This window comes from Marinobacter halodurans (assembly GCF_004327985.1).
In the GTDB taxonomy this organism is placed as follows: Bacteria; Pseudomonadota; Gammaproteobacteria; order Pseudomonadales; family Oleiphilaceae; genus Marinobacter_A; species Marinobacter_A halodurans.
Genome location: NZ_SJDL01000011.1, coordinates 74,810 through 91,399 on the forward strand (window position 1 = coordinate 74,810; position 16,590 = coordinate 91,399).

11 protein-coding genes and 1 tRNA gene are annotated in these 16,590 nt (G+C 60.6%); 5 read left to right on the top strand and 7 right to left on the bottom strand.

What is annotated here, in order from left to right:
• Positions 1-788 precede the first annotated feature (788 nt).
• The 5 genes from dnaA to gyrB all read left to right on the top strand — a co-directional run bounded on the left by dnaA (position 789) and on the right by gyrB (position 8,850).
• On the top strand, positions 789-2,270 hold the full coding sequence (dnaA, locus tag EZI54_RS09160; RefSeq protein ID WP_131481209.1) for a chromosomal replication initiator protein DnaA: 1,482 nt from the start codon (positions 789-791) through the stop codon (positions 2,268-2,270).
• A 50-nt stretch (positions 2,271-2,320) separates the two neighbouring features.
• The gene (dnaN, locus tag EZI54_RS09165; protein WP_131481211.1) at positions 2,321-3,424 is read left to right on the top strand and encodes a DNA polymerase III subunit beta; all 1,104 of its coding nucleotides are present in this window, start codon (positions 2,321-2,323) and stop codon (positions 3,422-3,424) included.
• A gap of 112 nt (positions 3,425-3,536) precedes the next feature.
• Positions 3,537-4,799 carry an ABC1 kinase family protein gene (locus EZI54_RS09170; RefSeq protein ID WP_131481213.1) on the top strand — a complete coding sequence of 421 codons (1,263 nt, stop codon included), beginning with the start codon at positions 3,537-3,539 and terminating at the stop codon, positions 4,797-4,799.
• Positions 4,800-5,286: 487 nt separating this feature from the next.
• A complete protein-coding gene (gene recF, locus EZI54_RS09175) occupies positions 5,287-6,411 on the top strand; it encodes a DNA replication/repair protein RecF (RefSeq protein WP_131481215.1) in 1,125 nt (374 codons plus the stop codon).
• A gap of 24 nt (positions 6,412-6,435) precedes the next feature.
• On the top strand, positions 6,436-8,850 hold the full coding sequence (gene gyrB, locus EZI54_RS09180; protein WP_131481217.1) for a DNA topoisomerase (ATP-hydrolyzing) subunit B: 2,415 nt from the start codon (positions 6,436-6,438) through the stop codon (positions 8,848-8,850).
• A gap of 73 nt (positions 8,851-8,923) precedes the next feature.
• Here gyrB and EZI54_RS09185 read toward each other — a convergent pair whose 3' ends face one another.
• The 7 genes from EZI54_RS09185 to rsmB all read right to left on the bottom strand — a co-directional run bounded on the left by EZI54_RS09185 (position 8,924) and on the right by rsmB (position 16,590).
• On the bottom strand, positions 8,924-9,682 hold the full coding sequence (locus EZI54_RS09185; protein WP_131481219.1) for a VC0807 family protein: 759 nt from the start codon (positions 9,680-9,682) through the stop codon (positions 8,924-8,926).
• A 179-nt stretch (positions 9,683-9,861) separates the two neighbouring features.
• Positions 9,862-9,938: transfer RNA gene (locus EZI54_RS09190), tRNA-Pro, on the bottom strand.
• A 62-nt stretch (positions 9,939-10,000) separates the two neighbouring features.
• Positions 10,001-10,573: a D-glycero-beta-D-manno-heptose 1,7-bisphosphate 7-phosphatase gene (gene gmhB / locus EZI54_RS09195; RefSeq protein WP_131481221.1), complete on the bottom strand. Its 573-nt coding sequence runs from the start codon at positions 10,571-10,573 to the stop codon at positions 10,001-10,003.
• 9 nt (positions 10,574-10,582) lie between these two features.
• Positions 10,583-12,661, bottom strand: a complete 2,079-nt coding sequence (gene glyS / locus EZI54_RS09200) for a glycine--tRNA ligase subunit beta (RefSeq protein ID WP_131481223.1) — start codon at positions 12,659-12,661, stop codon at positions 10,583-10,585.
• A 2-nt stretch (positions 12,662-12,663) separates the two neighbouring features.
• Entirely contained in the window at positions 12,664-13,608 is a 945-nt protein-coding gene (gene glyQ, locus EZI54_RS09205; protein WP_131481334.1) for a glycine--tRNA ligase subunit alpha, read from the bottom strand.
• A 286-nt stretch (positions 13,609-13,894) separates the two neighbouring features.
• Positions 13,895-15,268, bottom strand: coding sequence for a Trk system potassium transporter TrkA (gene trkA, locus EZI54_RS09210; protein WP_123633889.1), 1,374 nt, complete (start codon positions 15,266-15,268; stop codon positions 13,895-13,897).
• Positions 15,265-16,590: a 16S rRNA (cytosine(967)-C(5))-methyltransferase RsmB gene (rsmB, locus tag EZI54_RS09215; RefSeq protein ID WP_131481225.1), complete on the bottom strand. Its 1,326-nt coding sequence runs from the start codon at positions 16,588-16,590 to the stop codon at positions 15,265-15,267. The genes trkA and rsmB overlap by 4 nt, the downstream gene beginning before the upstream one ends.

Genomic DNA, 16,590 nt, shown 5'->3' on the forward strand with positions numbered 1-16,590 from the left:
ATTCGGTCCCGGAAACTTGTCAAAAAATGAACAGCCAAAATAGGAGCGGGATTTTAGACAAATGAGTCCCGGAATTCAATCGTTATGGTTCCGGAATGCGGGATTTACGGAGCTGGTACCTCAAAGCGGCGGGACTGGCGACAGGGTGGAGGTGGTTCAGCCGTCATAACCAATAACTTCATAATGTTCTTTTCTTATTTAAGAGAATTAAGACAGTTACTGTTACTGTTAGGTCGAGGGATATCTGTGGAAAAGCCAAAATTTCCTATGGGTTCCAGTTGTTTGTCGCATTGAGAAGGTTGGGTGTAACCGCCCCTGGACCTTGGGGATAAGCCGTCACTGTTTTGGGGAAAAGTAGCTCCTGTCATCCGGCATCGAGTTATTCATGGTTTCGGGCTCAGGTTGTGCACAGTGTTGTTGACGGGGTGCTCACAGCCTCCTGTGGAAAACTTTTTTACGGCAAATTTCTGTACACAAGCCAGTGCGTAAGTCTCTACTTTTTTGATAAACATGGAAAAAGATATTAACAGGGTGTTTATGGGCCTGTCGGAAGGTCTTTTGTTGGCGGGCTTCCACGCGTAAAATGAGCGGTTATTCAGGCTTTCCAACCGCATCCGTTGCTGTCGACTCTGGATAACTCGCCGTTTGGCGATGTTGTCGAGGTTCGTTTGTGTGTAACGTGACGCTGTTACCCGGCAACGGTGGCGCAGTGATGCGAATAGAAGAAGGCCATTCGTTTTCTATCGTCCTTGGTTCAGGGATTGGATACGCATTGGAGGCAGGCTGTCGTGCCGCAAAGTATCTGGCATCAGTGTCTTGACGTGCTACGGGACGAGTTTCCCGCACAACAGTTCAACACCTGGCTTCGTCCCCTGCAATCCGATCACCGGGACGATCAGTTGATGCTGTTCGCGCCGAATCGCTTCGTGATGGACTGGGTCAATGAGAAGTACCTGCGCCGGATCGAGGAAGTACTCAAGGATCTGCAGGGTGGCCAGGCGCCGCGTATCAACATGAAGGTTGGGTCGGCCCCGGTGCAGGGCGAGCCGGTCAAGCGGTCGGCGCCCCCGGCTCCGGTTGCGGGGCAGGACGACAGCGTGGGTCCGGTGAGTGAGGAAGAGAAAGGCGTTGCGGCCACGGTTGTTGATCGTCCGTCGCTGTCGGCAACTTCGAGCAGGAATCCGACGCGGCCCACTTCTCCGGCAGCGCCTGAGCGTCGCCGGGTGCAGGTGGAAGGCGATATCAAGCACCAGAGCTTCCTGAACGAGAGTTTCACGTTTGAAACCTTCGTCGAGGGCAAGTCGAACCAGTTGGCACGGGCAGCGTCGATGCAGGTTGCGGAAAACCCCGGCGGGGCCTATAACCCATTGTTCCTGTATGGTGGTGTGGGTCTGGGGAAAACCCACCTGATGCATGCCGTGGGCAACGAAATCGTGCGCCGCAATCCCCGGGCCAAGGTGGCCTACCTGCGCTCCGAACGGTTCGTGGCGGATATGGTTAAGGCACTCCAGCTCAACGCCATTAACGAGTTCAAGCGCTACTACCGGTCGGTGGACGCGCTGCTGATTGACGATATTCAGTTCTTCGCCCGCAAGGAACGGTCGCAGGAAGAGTTTTTCCACACCTTTAATGCGCTGCTTGAGGGTGGGCAGCAGGTGATCGTGACCTGTGACCGCTTCCCCAAGGAAATATCCGATATGGAGGAGCGCCTCAAGTCCCGCTTTGGCTGGGGGTTGACCGTCATGGTGGAGCCGCCCGAGCTGGAGACGCGGGTCGCCATCCTGATGAAAAAGGCGGAACAGGCGAATGTGCGTCTGAGCAGCGAGGCGGCTTTCTTTATCGCCCAGAAAATCCGTTCAAACGTTAGGGAGCTAGAAGGCGCTCTCCGTTTGGTGATAGCGAATGCTCACTTCACTGGACAGGAAATTACGCCTCCTTTTATCCGGGAGAGCCTTAAGGACCTGCTGGCGCTGCATGAAAAGCAGGTCAGCATCGACAATATTCAACGCACCGTGGCAGAGTACTACAAGATTAAGGTGGCGGATCTCCTGTCCAAGCGGCGGACCCGCTCGGTGACCCGCCCCCGCCAGGTGGCGATGTCCCTGGCCAAGGAGCTGACCAATCACAGTCTGCCGGAAATCGGCGACGCGTTCGGCGGGCGCGATCACACCACGGTGCTGCATGCCTGCAAGAAGATCGTTGAATTGCAGGAATCGGATGCCAACATCCGGGAAGACTACCAGAATTTCATGCGGTTACTGACAACCTGATCCCATTGCGTATCCTATAACTCTCAACCGACAAGCAGAATCCGAGTGCCATGAAACTGACGATCAGCCGAGAATCTCTCCTTACCCCGCTGCAATCCATTGCCGGCGTGGTGGAACGCAAACAGACAATGCCGGTCCTGTCCAACGTGCTGCTGGTAGCCGAGGACAATACCCTGACCCTGACCGGCACCAACATGGAAGTGGAACTGGTCGCGCGGATTATGCCGGTGCACGTGGATCAGCCGGGCCGGATCACGGTGCCGGCCCGCAAGCTTTCGGATATCTGCCGGGCATTGGGCGACGAGTCGCCGATCGAGCTCAACCTGGAAGGGGATCGGTTGCACCTGCGCAGCGGTGCCAGCCACTTTACCCTGTCGACGCTGCCGGCCGAGCATTTCCCGAACGTGGAAGACGATGAAGAGAGTTTTCGGCTGGAGCTGGCGCAGGCGGACCTGCGCAACATGCTCGATGCCACGGCGTTCGCCATGGCGCAGCAGGACGTGCGCTATTACCTGAATGGCCTGTTGCTGGAGGTCGATTCCGAGCACCTGCGTGCGGTGGCCACAGACGGTCACCGGCTGGCGTTGTCCGGACTGGGCGTGTCCACCGGGATCAGCGAGGCCCGTCAGGTGATCGTGCCGCGCAAGGGGGTGCTGGAGCTGGCGCGGCTGCTCGACGACGTGCAGACGCCGGTAACCCTGGTTTTCGGCGCGAACCACCTGCGGGCGACCATCGGCGCCTATACGTTCACGTCCAAGCTGATCGAAGGCAAGTTCCCGGACTACAACCGCGTGATTCCTCGGGGCGGCGACAAGACCATGCTGGCTGACCGCGCAACGCTTAAGAACACGCTCCAGCGGGCGGGCATCCTGTCCCATGAGAATATCCGCGGTGTGCGACTGAGCCTGGCCTCGGGCGAGCTGCAGATTTTTGCCAACAACCCGGACCAGGAACAGGCTGAAGATGCCATGTCTGTGGATTATCAGGGCGAGGGACTGCAGATCGGCTTCAACGTGGGTTACCTGGTCGACGTGCTCAATGCCCTCGATGAAGAGCAGGTCAAGATTACGTTGTCCAATCCGAACAGCAGTGCCCTGATCGAGGCCCAAAATGACCCCAGCTGTCTGTATGTGGTCATGCCCATGAGGCTGTAAAGTAATGGGCTCCTGGCGACCGGAGCACCGGTCGTCGGCCCAATCAGGGTGAACCCAAAGCCCCGGGGATCACTGGGTGGTTCCCGTATCCGAATCAGGGAGGCAGCCTGCTATGGTGGTTAACGGCATCAAGGGCGCATTGCGCATCGGTCAGACACTGTCGGTGTTGGGCCGGACGGGGATCAACTGGCTGCGGGGCGATCGCCCTCCCACACCGCGCCTGCTTCGTCAGACCTTCGAGAAGCTCGGGGCGACCTACATCAAGCTGGGCCAGTTCATCGCCAGCTCCCCCACCTTTTTCCCTGCCAGTTACGTGGAAGAGTTCCAGCTATGCCTGGACCGCACCCCTGCGCTGCCGTTCAGTGTGATGCGCCGTATCCTGCGGGAGGAACTCAAGGTGCCGCTGGAGTCCGTTTATGCCGAGATCGATCCGGTGCCTCTGGCATCCGCCTCGATTGCCCAGGTCCACGCGGCGAAACTGGTGACCGGCGAAGACGTGGTCATCAAGATCCAGAAGCCGGGCGTGGAGAATATCCTGCTGACGGATCTGAACTTTCTTTATGCGTCGGCCCGCATTCTGGAAACGCTTGCGCCGAAGCTGTCCTGGACGTCGCTGTCCGGTATCGTCGAGGAAATCCAGCGCACCATGATGGAGGAATGCGACTTCATCAAGGAAGCCAATAATCTCAAGACGTTCCGCCAGTTCCTGCTGGATACCCACAATGTGGATGCCGCAGTGCCTCAGGTCCATGAGCAGTGGAGCACCCGTCGTGTGCTCACCATGGAACGTTTCCATGGCGTACCGCTGACGGACCTGGAAACCATCCGCACCGTGACCTCTGACCCCGAGCGCACCCTGATCACCGCAATGAATACTTGGTTCTCCAGCCTGACCCAGTGCGAGTTTTTCCACGCCGATGTGCACGCCGGAAACCTGATGGTATTGAAGGACGGTCGCGTGGGCTTTATCGACTTCGGTATTGTCGGGCGTATCCGGCCGGATACCTGGCAGGCCGTTTCCGATTTCATCTCTGCGGTGATGGTCGGTCACTTCGAAGGAATGGCGGACGCCATGGTCCGTATCGGTGTGACTCACGAAACCATCGATGTGAATCAGTTGGCCGACGATCTGCGCCGACTCTACAACCAGATGGATCGAATGGTTCCGGATACGCCCTACGCGGCCGAAGAAGCCGAGGATGAAGTGAACAACATCCTGATGGACATGGTGAAGATCGGCGAATCCCACGGCCTTCATTTTCCGCGGGAGTTCGCTCTGTTGATCAAACAGTTCCTGTACTTCGACCGTTACGTTCATATTCTGGCGCCGGAGATGGATATGTTTATGGACGAGCGACTGAACATGCTGCATTGATGTCCTCTCCTCCTCTTGTGGGCCGACAATTGGGCTGATCGTTAAAAGGTTCCACGTGGAACCTTTTTTTATGGCTTCGATAAGGACTTGGCTGCACAGTGCCTTCAAGCTGAGCTGGAGGCGACGCGATCAAGGACAATGACATGGCGGTGGCGACCTTTCGCGGAGGAGGCCGCACCGGACGACCCAACTGGCCGCCATGCACGCACGGGTTAAAGAAACAGATCTCGATATCCCGCGTTCTTCGAAGAATCCTGGTGGGAAGAAGTTGCTACCTGCGCTCCTTTCCTTCCTCTCATTGACCCGGTCGACGGGTACCGATTTGCGTTGGAAGGCAGTCCATCCCTGGCGCGAAGGATGATGGGCGGAAGGCTGGCTCAGTTTGACGTGCGAGGGGAAAGGGACTCTCGTTAATACCCTGCCCTCAGGCCGCCTGAACCGGTAGACTAGGTCGTCGCTTCTATTCCTCAACGGATTCCAGTGGTGCATGGCGCTTCTTAAACTACAAACCCAGCAGTTCCGAAATCTGGCGCCCGTCGCTCTTTCCTTCTCTCCCACCGTAAACCTGATCTACGGTGCCAACGGCAGTGGCAAGAGCAGCCTGCTGGAGGCAATAGCCTACCTGGGTCTGGGGCGTTCCTTCCGCGTCAACCGGCATGAAGCGGTAGTCCGTCATGGGTCACCGAGCCTGACGGTGTTTGGCGAGGTATCGGATAACACCGAGCATAGCGATGCCCCGACACCGTTGAAGGAAACCCATCGGATTGGGATATCCCGGGATCTGGGCACCCGGGAGACCCGCCTCAAGGTTGATGGGGAACGGGTCAGGAACCTGTCCGCGGTGGCGCGTCACCTCCCGGTATCCGTGATCGATCCCGGCACCTTCGATATTGTGACGGGTGGCCCGGGCAAGCGGCGCCAGTTTCTCGATTGGTCGGTGTTCCACGTGGAACATGGCTTTGCAGCACTGTGGCAACAGTTTCAAAGGGCCGTATCCCAGCGGAATAAAATTCTCAGAAATGGTAGAATTGACGAATCGCTGCTCAGGATCTGGGACAGCCAATACATTGCATTGGCTGAACAGGTGACTGGAGCCCGGCGCCGAGTATTTGAGCAGTTTCAGCCGCTTCTTGAGTCCGTCATCGCCGATGTGGATGTGGCCTGGAGTGGCGACCTCAAATTCGAATTTTTTCCCGGTTGGGACCGTAAAGCCGATCTGGCTGACGTGTTGATGAGTCATCGCGATCAGGAAGCCAAGATGGGGCATACGCTGTACGGGCCGAACCGGGCTGACGTGCGGGTAAAGTATCAGGGCCGCCCTGTGGCGGAGACCCTGTCCCGAGGCCAGCAGAAAACCCTGGTTATTTTGATGAAGATTGCCCAGGGCCAGCTCCTTCGCGAGCATGGTCGGCAATGCACGTTTTTACTGGATGATATCAATGCGGAGCTCGACGAGGCCCATCGACAGATGTTGGCCGGTAAGCTTCGCGATCTCGGCAGCCAGGTGTTCATCACCTCGATCGAGCCGCCCCGCCCAGAGTTGCTGTGGCGGGATCCCATGCCCGATTTCAAAGTGTTCCACGTGGAACATGGCGACTTTACGGAAGAGTAAGATCTGCGCTTTAGGAGCGTCCGAATGACTACGTCGACTTATAATTCCTCCAGCATCAAGGTCCTCAAGGGGCTGGATGCCGTTCGCAAGCGTCCCGGTATGTACATCGGCGACACGGACGACGGCACGGGCCTGCATCACATGGTCTTCGAGATCGTGGATAACTCCATCGATGAGGCCCTGGCCGGTTTCTGTAGCGAGATCGGCATCGTCATCCATCCCGACGAGTCGGTGACCGTGCGGGACAACGGCCGGGGTATCCCGGTCGACATGCACGAGGAAGAAGGGGTGTCCGCCGCCGAGGTCATCATGACCGTCCTGCACGCCGGCGGTAAGTTCGACGACAACACCTATAAGGTCTCCGGTGGTCTTCATGGCGTTGGGGTTTCCGTGGTGAACGCCCTCTCCTCACAGCTGCGCCTCACGATTCGCCGCGACGGCACGGTCTGGGAGCAGACTTACCATGACGGGGTGCCCGATGCACCGTTGTCCGCCAAGGGGGAAACCGACAATAGCGGTACCGAAGTGCACTTCGTACCGTCGCCGGAAACCTTTACCAACATCGTTTTCCACTACGACATCCTGGCCAAGCGCCTGCGGGAGCTGGCGTTCCTGAACAGCGGTGTCCGTATCCGCCTGCAGGACGAGCGTACGGGCAAGGAGGATCTGTTTGAGTACGAAGGCGGCCTGCGTGCGTTCGTCGAACACCTCAACACCAACAAGACCCCGATCAACCGGGTCTTCCACTTCATTCACGAGCGCGAAGACGGCATCGTGGTGGAAGTGGCCATGCAGTGGAACGACGCCTTCCAGGAAAACATCTTCTGTTTCACCAACAACATTCCCCAGCGGGATGGTGGGACCCATCTGGCCGGTTTCCGGGCCGCGTTGACCCGTTCGCTGAACAACTACATCGAACAGGAGGGCCTGGGCAAGAAGGCCAAGGTCTCCACCTCCGGCGACGACGCCCGGGAAGGCCTGACCGCGATCATTTCGGTGAAGGTGCCGGATCCCAAGTTCTCCTCCCAGACCAAGGACAAGCTGGTTTCCTCCGAGGTCAAGACGGCGGTGGAACAGGAGATGTACCAGAACCTGACGGAGTACCTGGTCGAACAGCCCAACGAAGCCAAGATGATCGTCAACAAGATGCTGGAGGCGGCCCGGGCCCGTGAGGCGGCGCGTAAGGCGCGGGAAATGACCCGCCGCAAGGGCGCGCTCGACATCGCTGGCCTGCCGGGCAAACTGGCGGACTGCCAGGAAAAGGACCCTGCCCTCTCCGAACTCTACATTGTGGAGGGTGATTCTGCGGGCGGTAGCGCCAAGCAGGGCCGTGACCGGAAGACCCAGGCCATCCTGCCCCTGAAGGGTAAAATCCTGAACGTGGAGAAAGCCCGTTTCGACAAGATGCTGTCATCGGCTGAAGTCGGCACGCTGATCACCGCACTGGGCTGTGGTATCGGTCGTGAGGAATTCGATCCGGACAAGCTTCGGTATCACTCCATCATCATCATGACGGACGCCGACGTGGATGGCTCCCACATCCGCACGCTGTTGCTGACGTTCCTGTTCCGCCAGATGCGGGAAATCATCGAGCGTGGTCATGTCTTCATCGCCATGCCGCCGCTTTACAAGATCAAGCGTGGCAAGCAGGAGCAGTACATCAAGGATGAAAAGGCCAAGGAAGCCTATCTGACCCAGACTGCACTGGAAGGTGCCCAGTTCTTCGTCAACCCGGATGCGCCTCCGATCGCCGAATCCGCGCTGGAATCCCTGGTCAAGGAATACCAGACGGTGATGGCCATGATTGACCGCCTGGCTCGGGCTTACCCTTCCAAGGTGCTGGAACAGATGGTCTATAACAGCACGCTCAGCGCGGACGATCTGAATAGCCTGGACGCCGTTACCCAGTGGGTGGGACGTCTGGGCGCCGGCCTGGAACTGGATACCCGTACCGGTACCAAGTATGTGTTCTCGGTCCACGAAGATACCGAGCGCAAGCTGTTCCTGCCCAAGGTGGATGTCTACGTCCATGGCATTCCCCAGACTCACGTGTTCAATCACGAGTTCTTCGAGTCGGCCTCCTACGCGGCGATCGCCAAGCTGGGTGAAAAGCTGGATGGTCTGGTCGAGGACGGCGCCTACATCCAGCGTGGAGAGCGCAAGCAGGCGGTGTTGAGCTTTGAAGGTGGTCTGCAGTGGCTGATGAAGGAAGCGCAGCGGGGCCTGAGCATCCAGCGCTATAAGGGGCTGGGTGAGATGAACCCGGATCAGCTGTGGGAAACCACCATGGATCCGGAAACCCGCCGCATGATGAAGGTGACCATTGAGGACGCCATTGCCGCCGACCAGATCTTCACGACCCTGATGGGGGACGAAGTGGAGCCGCGTCGGGACTTCATCCAGACCAATGCTCTGGCGGTCACCAACCTGGACGTCTGATCACCGGTTTTAAGGCCAAAAAAAGCCCGGCAAGTTCCCGGGCTTTTTTGTATTCGAAAGAAAGGACGTCGGATCAGCGCCTGTTGTCCTTGGCTTCCTTCTCTTCCTGGGCCGCCGCCAGTGCCGGTGACAGGACCTCTTCCAGCTTGAATCCGGTCAGGTTACGGATAGCCCGCCAGAGATAATAGAAGATGGCGATCATCATCAGCATCGACGGGATGGCAATCATCGGATAGCTGACCAGCGTCATCTGGCCCAGTTCCTCGTTGAAGGCCGGTGTGCCGGAGGGGCTGGTGACGATCCACTTGGCCAGCACGTAGTTCATGATCGAGGAAAACAGGAAGGTACCGGCAAAGTAGTAGCTGGCCCGCATCAGGCGCAACTCAAAGATCCCTTCATTCCCCTTCTCCACCAGGGCATCGTGGATCTTGTCCACATCCAGCACGGTGCGGTTATACAGCAGGGTACGGACCAGTGGGTATCGGGTGCGGGTGGAAATCAACACCGCCAGTCCGATGATCAGGGGCACCCCAGCCTCCTTGATGGCCAGCCATTGTGCATCCAGGTGCAGCAGGCCGATACCCCCGGTCAGCAGGATACTGATCAGGCCCAGGACCGCGATAAAGTTCTTCTTGCCGAAACGCACCAGCTCATACAAACCCCAGCCCAGCGGAAAGGCCAGCGCCACCAGAAGGGCATTGGCCGAGCCGAGGTCCTGGTCGCCGCTGAATTTCATCAGGATAACAGATGGAATGACGATGCTGATCAGCAGGTCGGCCCAGGGACGTTGTTGCTGGGGCGCCTGCGCCGTCGTCGTGGATTGCTGGTTCATAGTGCTACGAGCCTGATTTCTGGACGGGAATCACCGGGTGCGCAAGACCACCCCGACTATAAGACAGAGTATAACGAAGAATGACGTGGGAGGTGTAGGTATGCAAGCCGCCGGATGACACGGGCAAGGTCGGCGTCTATGGAGTTAAGTGATTGAAAATAAAGAGAAATGCGGGAAAATGGTCGGCGTGGCAGGACTTGAACCTGCGACCCCTTCGTCCCGAACGAAGTGCGCTACCAGACTGCGCCACACGCCGAATTTGGGCGGTATTATACTGATGATTCGGAGGAATGCCAGCCCCCTTGGACGACTTTTCTTCTAACGGGTTACCGAAGGACCATCGTCGTCTTCATCCAGCAGGTCATCCACGAACGCGGCCAGGTTCCTCCATACCGTAACCTGCCCCAGAGGCGCCGTCTGAAGCTCTTTTTCGGTGCGGCGTCCGTTACCCGTACGGACCAGTGCGGCGGCCTTACAGCCCGCCGACAGCCCGGCCTCTAGGTCCTTACGGCTATCGCCAACCATGATCGCGTCGTGCAGGTCGCTCAGCCCCAGGCGATCGCGGATGTCTTCCAGCAGGCCGGTGCGCGGTTTGCGGCAACGGCAGTCCTCGTCCGGGTGGTGGGGGCAATAGACAATGCAATCCACCCGTCCGCCCAGGGATTCAACCAGGCGTTCGAGCTGGGCATGCATGGCATTGAGGATCAGGTGATCGTAAAACCCCCGCGCGATACCGGACTGGTTGGTGGCGACCGCCACCTGGTGGCCGGCCCGGGTCAATCGCGCGATGGCTTCAATACTGCTGGCAATGGGCAACCACTCCTCGACCGAGCAGATATATTCTCCGTGATACCGGTTAATGACACCGTCACGGTCGAGGATAATCAGCACCGCGATCGCCTAGCCTGTGGGTAGCAATGAAATGTCGGCCACCTGCAGGAACAGGTTGCGCAGACGGTTGAGCAGGGCCAGGCGGTTATTGCGGATGGCCGCTTCGTCCGCCATGACCATGACTTCATCGAAGAAGCGGTCGACGGTTTCCCGTAGGTCCGCCAGGGAGGTCAGGGCTGCGCCGTAGTCGCCGCGTGCAAACAGCGGTGCGACCCTGGCTGCCTGGGTATCGACGGCCTCGGCCAGTGCCTTTTCCGCATCGTCCTGGAGCAGGCTGCTGTCCACGTGGTCCGGAATGCTGTCACCGCCCTGCTTCACCAGGATATTGGACACGCGCTTGTTGGCGGCGGCCAGCGCCTGGGCCGCCAACAGCTGTCGGAAGGCTTCGACCGCCTGGATGCGCTGATCGAAGTCCAGCGGCCGGGTCGGACGACGGGCGTGTACGGCCAGGTAGACCTCCGCGCCGATGCCCTGTTCGTCATAGTGGGCCCGGAAGCGTTCGAGCATGTAGTCCACCACCGGCGTGACCGGATCGGCGACGGTGAGGCTGGTGAAGTTCCCGGCGGCCCACTCGCAGCAGGTTTGCAGGTCCAGCGGCAGTTCCCGCTCGATGATGATCCGCAGTACACCCAGTGCCGCGCGGCGCAGGCCAAACGGGTCGCGGGTGCCGGAAGGCGGCTGATCGATGCCGAACAGACCGACCAGCGAGTCCAGTCGATCCGCCAGGGCCACGGCACATCCGGTCAGGGTCTGTGGCAGGTCGTCGCCGGCAAAGCGCGGCATGTACTGTTCGTTCAGGGCGGCGGCCACGTCGTCCGGCTCGCCGTCGTTGCGGGCATAGTATTGGCCCATGATGCCCTGCAGGTCGGTGAACTCGAGCACCATCTCGCTGACCAGGTCGGTCTTGGCCAGCATGGCAGCGCGCTCGGCGTTGGCGGGTTTACCGTCGATGGCTTCGGCAATGCGTCGGGCCAGGGCTGCAACACGCACCGACTTGTCGTGCAGGCTGCCCAGCTTTTCCTGGAAGACGATGGGTTTGAGCGCGTCGATGCGACTCTCCAGGGTGTGCTTGCGGTCGGTGTCGTAGAAGAAGGCGGCATCCGCCAGGCGGGGCCGGATCACCTTCTCGTTGCCGGCCACGACCTGCGACGGGTCCTTGCTTTCCAGGTTGGCCACCGTGATAAACAGGGGCAGGATGCGGCCGTCAGTGCCGACCACATGGAAATACTTCTGGTGCTCCTTCATGGAGGAGATCAGGGCCTCGGCGGGCACCTCCAGGAAACGCTCCTCGAAGCGTCCCAGCAGCGGCACCGGCCATTCATTCAGTGCGGTGACTTCGTCCAGCAGCTCCTCATCGATGACGGCCCGGGCATTGCCCTGCTCGCGGGCAATCGCCTCAACCCCGGCGCGGATCTTGTCACGGCGTTCCTCGAAGCCGGCCAGCACGTAGCCTTCTTCGCGCAGCACCACTTCATAGGCATCCGGCGTGGGAATGATCAGTTCTTTCGGGCAGTGGAAACGGTGCCCGCGGGTTTCGTTGCCGGTGGGCAGACCCATGATGTTGGCGTCGATGATCTTGTTGCCCAACAGCAGCACGATCCAGTGCACCGGCCGCACGAACTCGGCCTTGTGCGCGCCCCAGCGCATGCGCTTGGGAATCGGCAGGGCGGCCAGTGACTGCTCCACCAGCTCGGGAATCAGGTCGACCGTGGCGCGGCCCTGTTCGACCGTGCGGTACACCACCCAGGCGCCCTTGTCCGTTTCCAGGGTATCCAGCTGATCCGGGGTGACGCCGACCGAGTTGGCAAAACCGGTGAGCGCGCGGGTCGGGTTGCCGGCGTCGTCGAATGCCGCCTTCACCGCCGGACCGCGCTTCTCCACCGCCTTGTCCGGTTGCGCGTCCGCCAGGCCGTGGACGCGAATGGCCAGTCGCCGGGGGGCCGCGAAGGACTCGACCTTACCGTAGCTCAGGCCGGCATCGTCCAGCCCCTTGCAGAAGCCGGACGTGAACGCGTCTGACAATGTCTTGAGGGCCTTGGGCGGCAGCTCCTCGGTGCCGATTTCGACCAGAAAATCCTGTTTTGCCATGATCATGCGTCCCCTTTTTCCGCGTTGGCCAGCATTTCGTCACGCAGCGCTTCCGGGGCCATGGGGAAGCCCAGGGCCTGGCGGCTGTCGAAGTAGGCCCTGGCCACAGCCCGGGCCAGGGTCCGGACGCGGAGGATATAGCGCTGGCGCTCGGTGACGGAAATGGCGTGACGGGCGTCCAGCAGGTTAAACGTGTGTGAGGCCTTGAGGACCTGTTCGTAGGCCGGCAGCGGCAGGCCCACTTCGATCAGGCGCTGGCTTTCGCGCTCATGCACCTCGAAGCAGTGGAACAGGAAGTCGATATCGGCCTGCTCGAAGTTGTAGGTGGACATCTCCACTTCGTTCTGGTGGAAGACGTCGCCGTAGGTGACCACGCCGTCCGGGCCGTTGGTCCAGACCAGGTCGTAGACGCTGTCCACGCCCTGCAGGTACATGGCGATGCGCTCCAGACCGTAAGTCAGTTCACCGGTGACCGGATAGCATTCCAGACCGCCCACCTGCTGGAAGTAGGTGAACTGGGTCACTTCCATGCCGTTGAGCCAGATTTCCCAGCCCAGGCCCCAGGCGCCCAGCGTCGGGGATTCCCAGTTGTCCTCGACGAAGCGGATGTCGTGGACCAGCGGGTCCAGGCCCAGCGCGCGCAGCGAATCCAGGTACAGCTCCTGAAAGTTGTCCGGCGACGGCTTGAGCACCACCTGGAACTGGTAATAGTGCTGCAGGCGGTTGGGGTTCTCGCCGTAACGGCCATCGGTGGGACGCCGGCTGGGTTGTACATAGGCTGCGTTCCAGGTTTCAGGGCCGATCGCCCGCAGGAAGGTGGACGGGTGGAAGGTACCGGCCCCGACTTCCATATCCAGCGGCTGCTGAACGACACAGCCGTGCCGTGCCCAGAATTGCTGCAGGGCCAGGATGAGACCCTGGAAAGTCTTGATGTCCGTGTTTGCCATCTCAGTCACGACGGTTTGCCTGTTGATCCGGTTGGGTGTGGCGCCAATGCATTTGTCTGGAATAACGATGGGGATTCCCCGCGGGGAAACAACCCGGGTCGGCGCACGAAGACGGGCATTATACGCTTCTCGTCCCGCTATTTCGAAACCTGTTCGAGGATTGTACAAATTGCTGACAGTCGGGTGTTGGCGGCCCGGCGGCGCCGGTAAGTAGCGGGGGTGAACAGCACTGGCCGGTCACCGGGGATCGCCCTGATGACCGGCCGTCGCCTGGGGTCGGGCCGGCTCAGAAGAAGGTCAGGCCTACCTGGAACAGCCGTTCCACGTCGCGGATACGCGACTTGTCCACCAGGAACAGGATCACGTGGTCGTCCGGCTGCACCCGCAGGTGGTCATGGGCGATCAGGACCTCATTGTGGCGGACGATGGCCCCGATCGTGGTGCCTTCCGGCAGGGTAATCTCATCGAGCCGTTTGCCCACCACCTTGGAGGAGCGGTGATCCCCGTGCGCGATGGCCTCGATGGCCTCGGCAGCGCCCCTGCGCAGTGAGTGAACATTCACTACGTCGCCCCGGCGGACGTGGGTCAGCAGGCTGCCGATGGTGGTCTGCTGGGGCGAAATCGCCACGTCGATTTCGCCACCCTGGATCAGGTCCACGTAGTCCGGGTTGTTGATCAGCGTGAGGACCTTGCGCACGCCGAGACGTTTGGCCAGCAGCGACGCCATGATGTTGGCTTCGTCGTCGTTGGTGACCGCGCAGAACACGTCGGTGCTTTCGATATTCTCTTCCAGCAGCAGGTCCTTGTTGGCGGCATTACCCTGCAGCACGATGGTCTTGCGCAGGTTTTCCGACAGCATCACGCAGCGGTCCCGGTTGCGCTCGATCAGTTTGACCTGGTAGCGGTTCTCCAGGTTGTGGGCCAGGCGCTGGCCGATGTTGCCGCCGCCGCAGATGAAGATGCGTTTGTAGGGTTTTTCCAGCGGCTGGAGTTCGCTCATGACGGAGCGGATGTGGTCGGTGCCGGCGATAAAGAACACCTCGTCGCCGTCCTCGATCACCGTATCCCCCTGCGGGATGATGGGCCGGTCCTTGCGGAAGATGGCGGCCACCCGGGTATCGATCTTCGGCATGTGGGTACGCAGGTAGGACAGCTCGTGCCCCACCAGCGGCCCGCCGGCGGTGGCCTGGATCGCCACCAGCCGCGCCAGGCCCTTGGAGAATTCCAGTACCTGCAGGGCGCCGGGGTATTCGATCAGCCGCGTGATGTGGCGGGTGACCACCTGCTCGGGACTGATCAGCACGTCGATGGGGAAGCCCTCGGCGCTGAACAATTCCTTGCGGGCCAGGTAGGCGTTGGCCCGCACCCGGCTGATCTTGGTGGGCGTCTTGAACAGCGAATAGGCCACCTGGCAGGCCACCATGTTGGTCTCGTCGCTGTTGGTGACGGCGATCAGCATGTCCGCGTCCTCGGCGCCGGCCTGGCGCAGCACACTGGGGTAGGAACCGTGCCCCTGCACCGTGCGGATGTCGAGCCGGTCCTGGAGTTCCCGCAGGCGGGAGCCGTCGGCGTCGATGATGGTGATGTCGTTGGCTTCGTTGGCCAGGTTTTCGGCCAGTGTCCCGCCGACCTGGCCGGCGCCCAGGATGATGATCTTCATGACGTAGAGGCCTGATTGTCTGTTGGGTCGATCCGGGTCAGGCAGGCATAGAAAAACCCGTCGTGTGATCCGGTCTCCGGGAATAACTGACGCCCCGCCCCGGTGTCCAGTCCCCAGGCCAGGTCGTCCGGCAGGGTCAGGGCGGCTTCCTCATGCGCTTTCATAAAACGCTGGATTATACGGTGATTTTCCTGCGGGAACACGGAACAGGTGGCGTACACCAGGCGTCCGCCCGGTTTCAGCGTCGACCAAAGACGCTCCAGCAGGTTGAGCTGGACCTGTGCCAGTCCGGCAATGTCCTGTTCCCGGCGCAGCAGTTTGATGTCCGGATGGCGGCGGATCACGCCGCTGCCGCTGCAGGGCACATCCAGCAGGATGCGGTCGAACGGTTGGCCGTCCCACCAGCCGTCCAGGTTGGCGGCATCGGCAGCCGCGAGCTGGGCGTTCAGGCCCAGACGGTCCAGGTTTTCCCGGACCCGCTGGAGCCGGTGATCGGCCTGGTCCAGGGCGACCATTTCCAGGCCATCGGTCGCTTCCAGCATGGCACAGGTCTTGCCACCCGGCGCAGCGCAGGCGTCGAGTACCCGCTGTCCGGGCGACAGGTCCAGTAACTGGGTACACAGTTGGGCCGCCTCGTCCTGCACGCTCACCTGCCCGTCTTCGAAGCCGGGCAGCCGATCCACGCCACACGGCTTGTCCAGTTGGATGCCGTATGTCGCAAAGCGGGTGGGATGCGCGCCGATACCGGCGTCGGCCAGTTGGCCAAGGTAGTCGTCACGACTCCCCTGACGCCGGTTGACCCGCAAGGTCATCGGACCCTGCACATTGTTGGCCTCAAGTGCCGCGCGCCAGTGGTCCGGCCAGTTGTGACGCAGCTTCTCCACCATCCACTCCGGATGACTCAGGGCCGCGGCCTCGGACGCGGGCTCCGGTTCCCCTTCCCGCTGGGCCGCACGCAGGATGGCATTGACCAGGCCGGCGAGGTGCGGCTTGCCCAGTGACCGGCAGGCTTCGACGGTTTCGTTGACGACGGCGTAGTCCGCCTGGCCGCTGTGACGCAACTGGAAGAGCGCCACCAGCAACAGTGGCACGACGATGCGGTCGCCTTTGCGCAGCGGTTTGTGCAGGCGGGTCTGCAATTCGCCCTGGAGCCGGTGATACCAGCGACAGGTGCCAAAACAGAACGCCTGCAACTGGCTGCGCTCGTCATCGCTAACTTGGGCCAGCGCCGGCGGCAGCGCATCGGACAGGGATTGACCCTCGCTCACCGCGTGGATCACGCGGGCAGCGACGGCGCGAAGGGGGAGATGCTGTCGCGCCAT

What these genes read in the sequence shown, in the direction of transcription:
- gyrB (WP_131481217.1), top strand. Translation starts at nt 6,436, where the DNA reads ATGACTACGTCGACTTATAATTCCTCCAGCATCAAGGTCCTCAAGGGG.
- rsmB (WP_131481225.1), bottom strand. Translation starts at nt 16,590, where the DNA reads ATGGCGCGACAGCATCTCCCCCTTCGCGCCGTCGCTGCCCGCGTGATC.
- EZI54_RS09185 (WP_131481219.1), bottom strand. Translation starts at nt 9,682, where the DNA reads ATGAACCAGCAATCCACGACGACGGCGCAGGCGCCCCAGCAACAACGT.
- trkA (WP_123633889.1), bottom strand. Translation starts at nt 15,268, where the DNA reads ATGAAGATCATCATCCTGGGCGCCGGCCAGGTCGGCGGGACACTGGCC.
- glyS (WP_131481223.1), bottom strand. Translation starts at nt 12,661, where the DNA reads ATGGCAAAACAGGATTTTCTGGTCGAAATCGGCACCGAGGAGCTGCCG.
- dnaN (WP_131481211.1), top strand. Translation starts at nt 2,321, where the DNA reads ATGAAACTGACGATCAGCCGAGAATCTCTCCTTACCCCGCTGCAATCC.
- EZI54_RS09170 (WP_131481213.1), top strand. Translation starts at nt 3,537, where the DNA reads ATGGTGGTTAACGGCATCAAGGGCGCATTGCGCATCGGTCAGACACTG.
- recF (WP_131481215.1), top strand. Translation starts at nt 5,287, where the DNA reads ATGGCGCTTCTTAAACTACAAACCCAGCAGTTCCGAAATCTGGCGCCC.
- glyQ (WP_131481334.1), bottom strand. Translation starts at nt 13,608, where the DNA reads ATGGCAAACACGGACATCAAGACTTTCCAGGGTCTCATCCTGGCCCTG.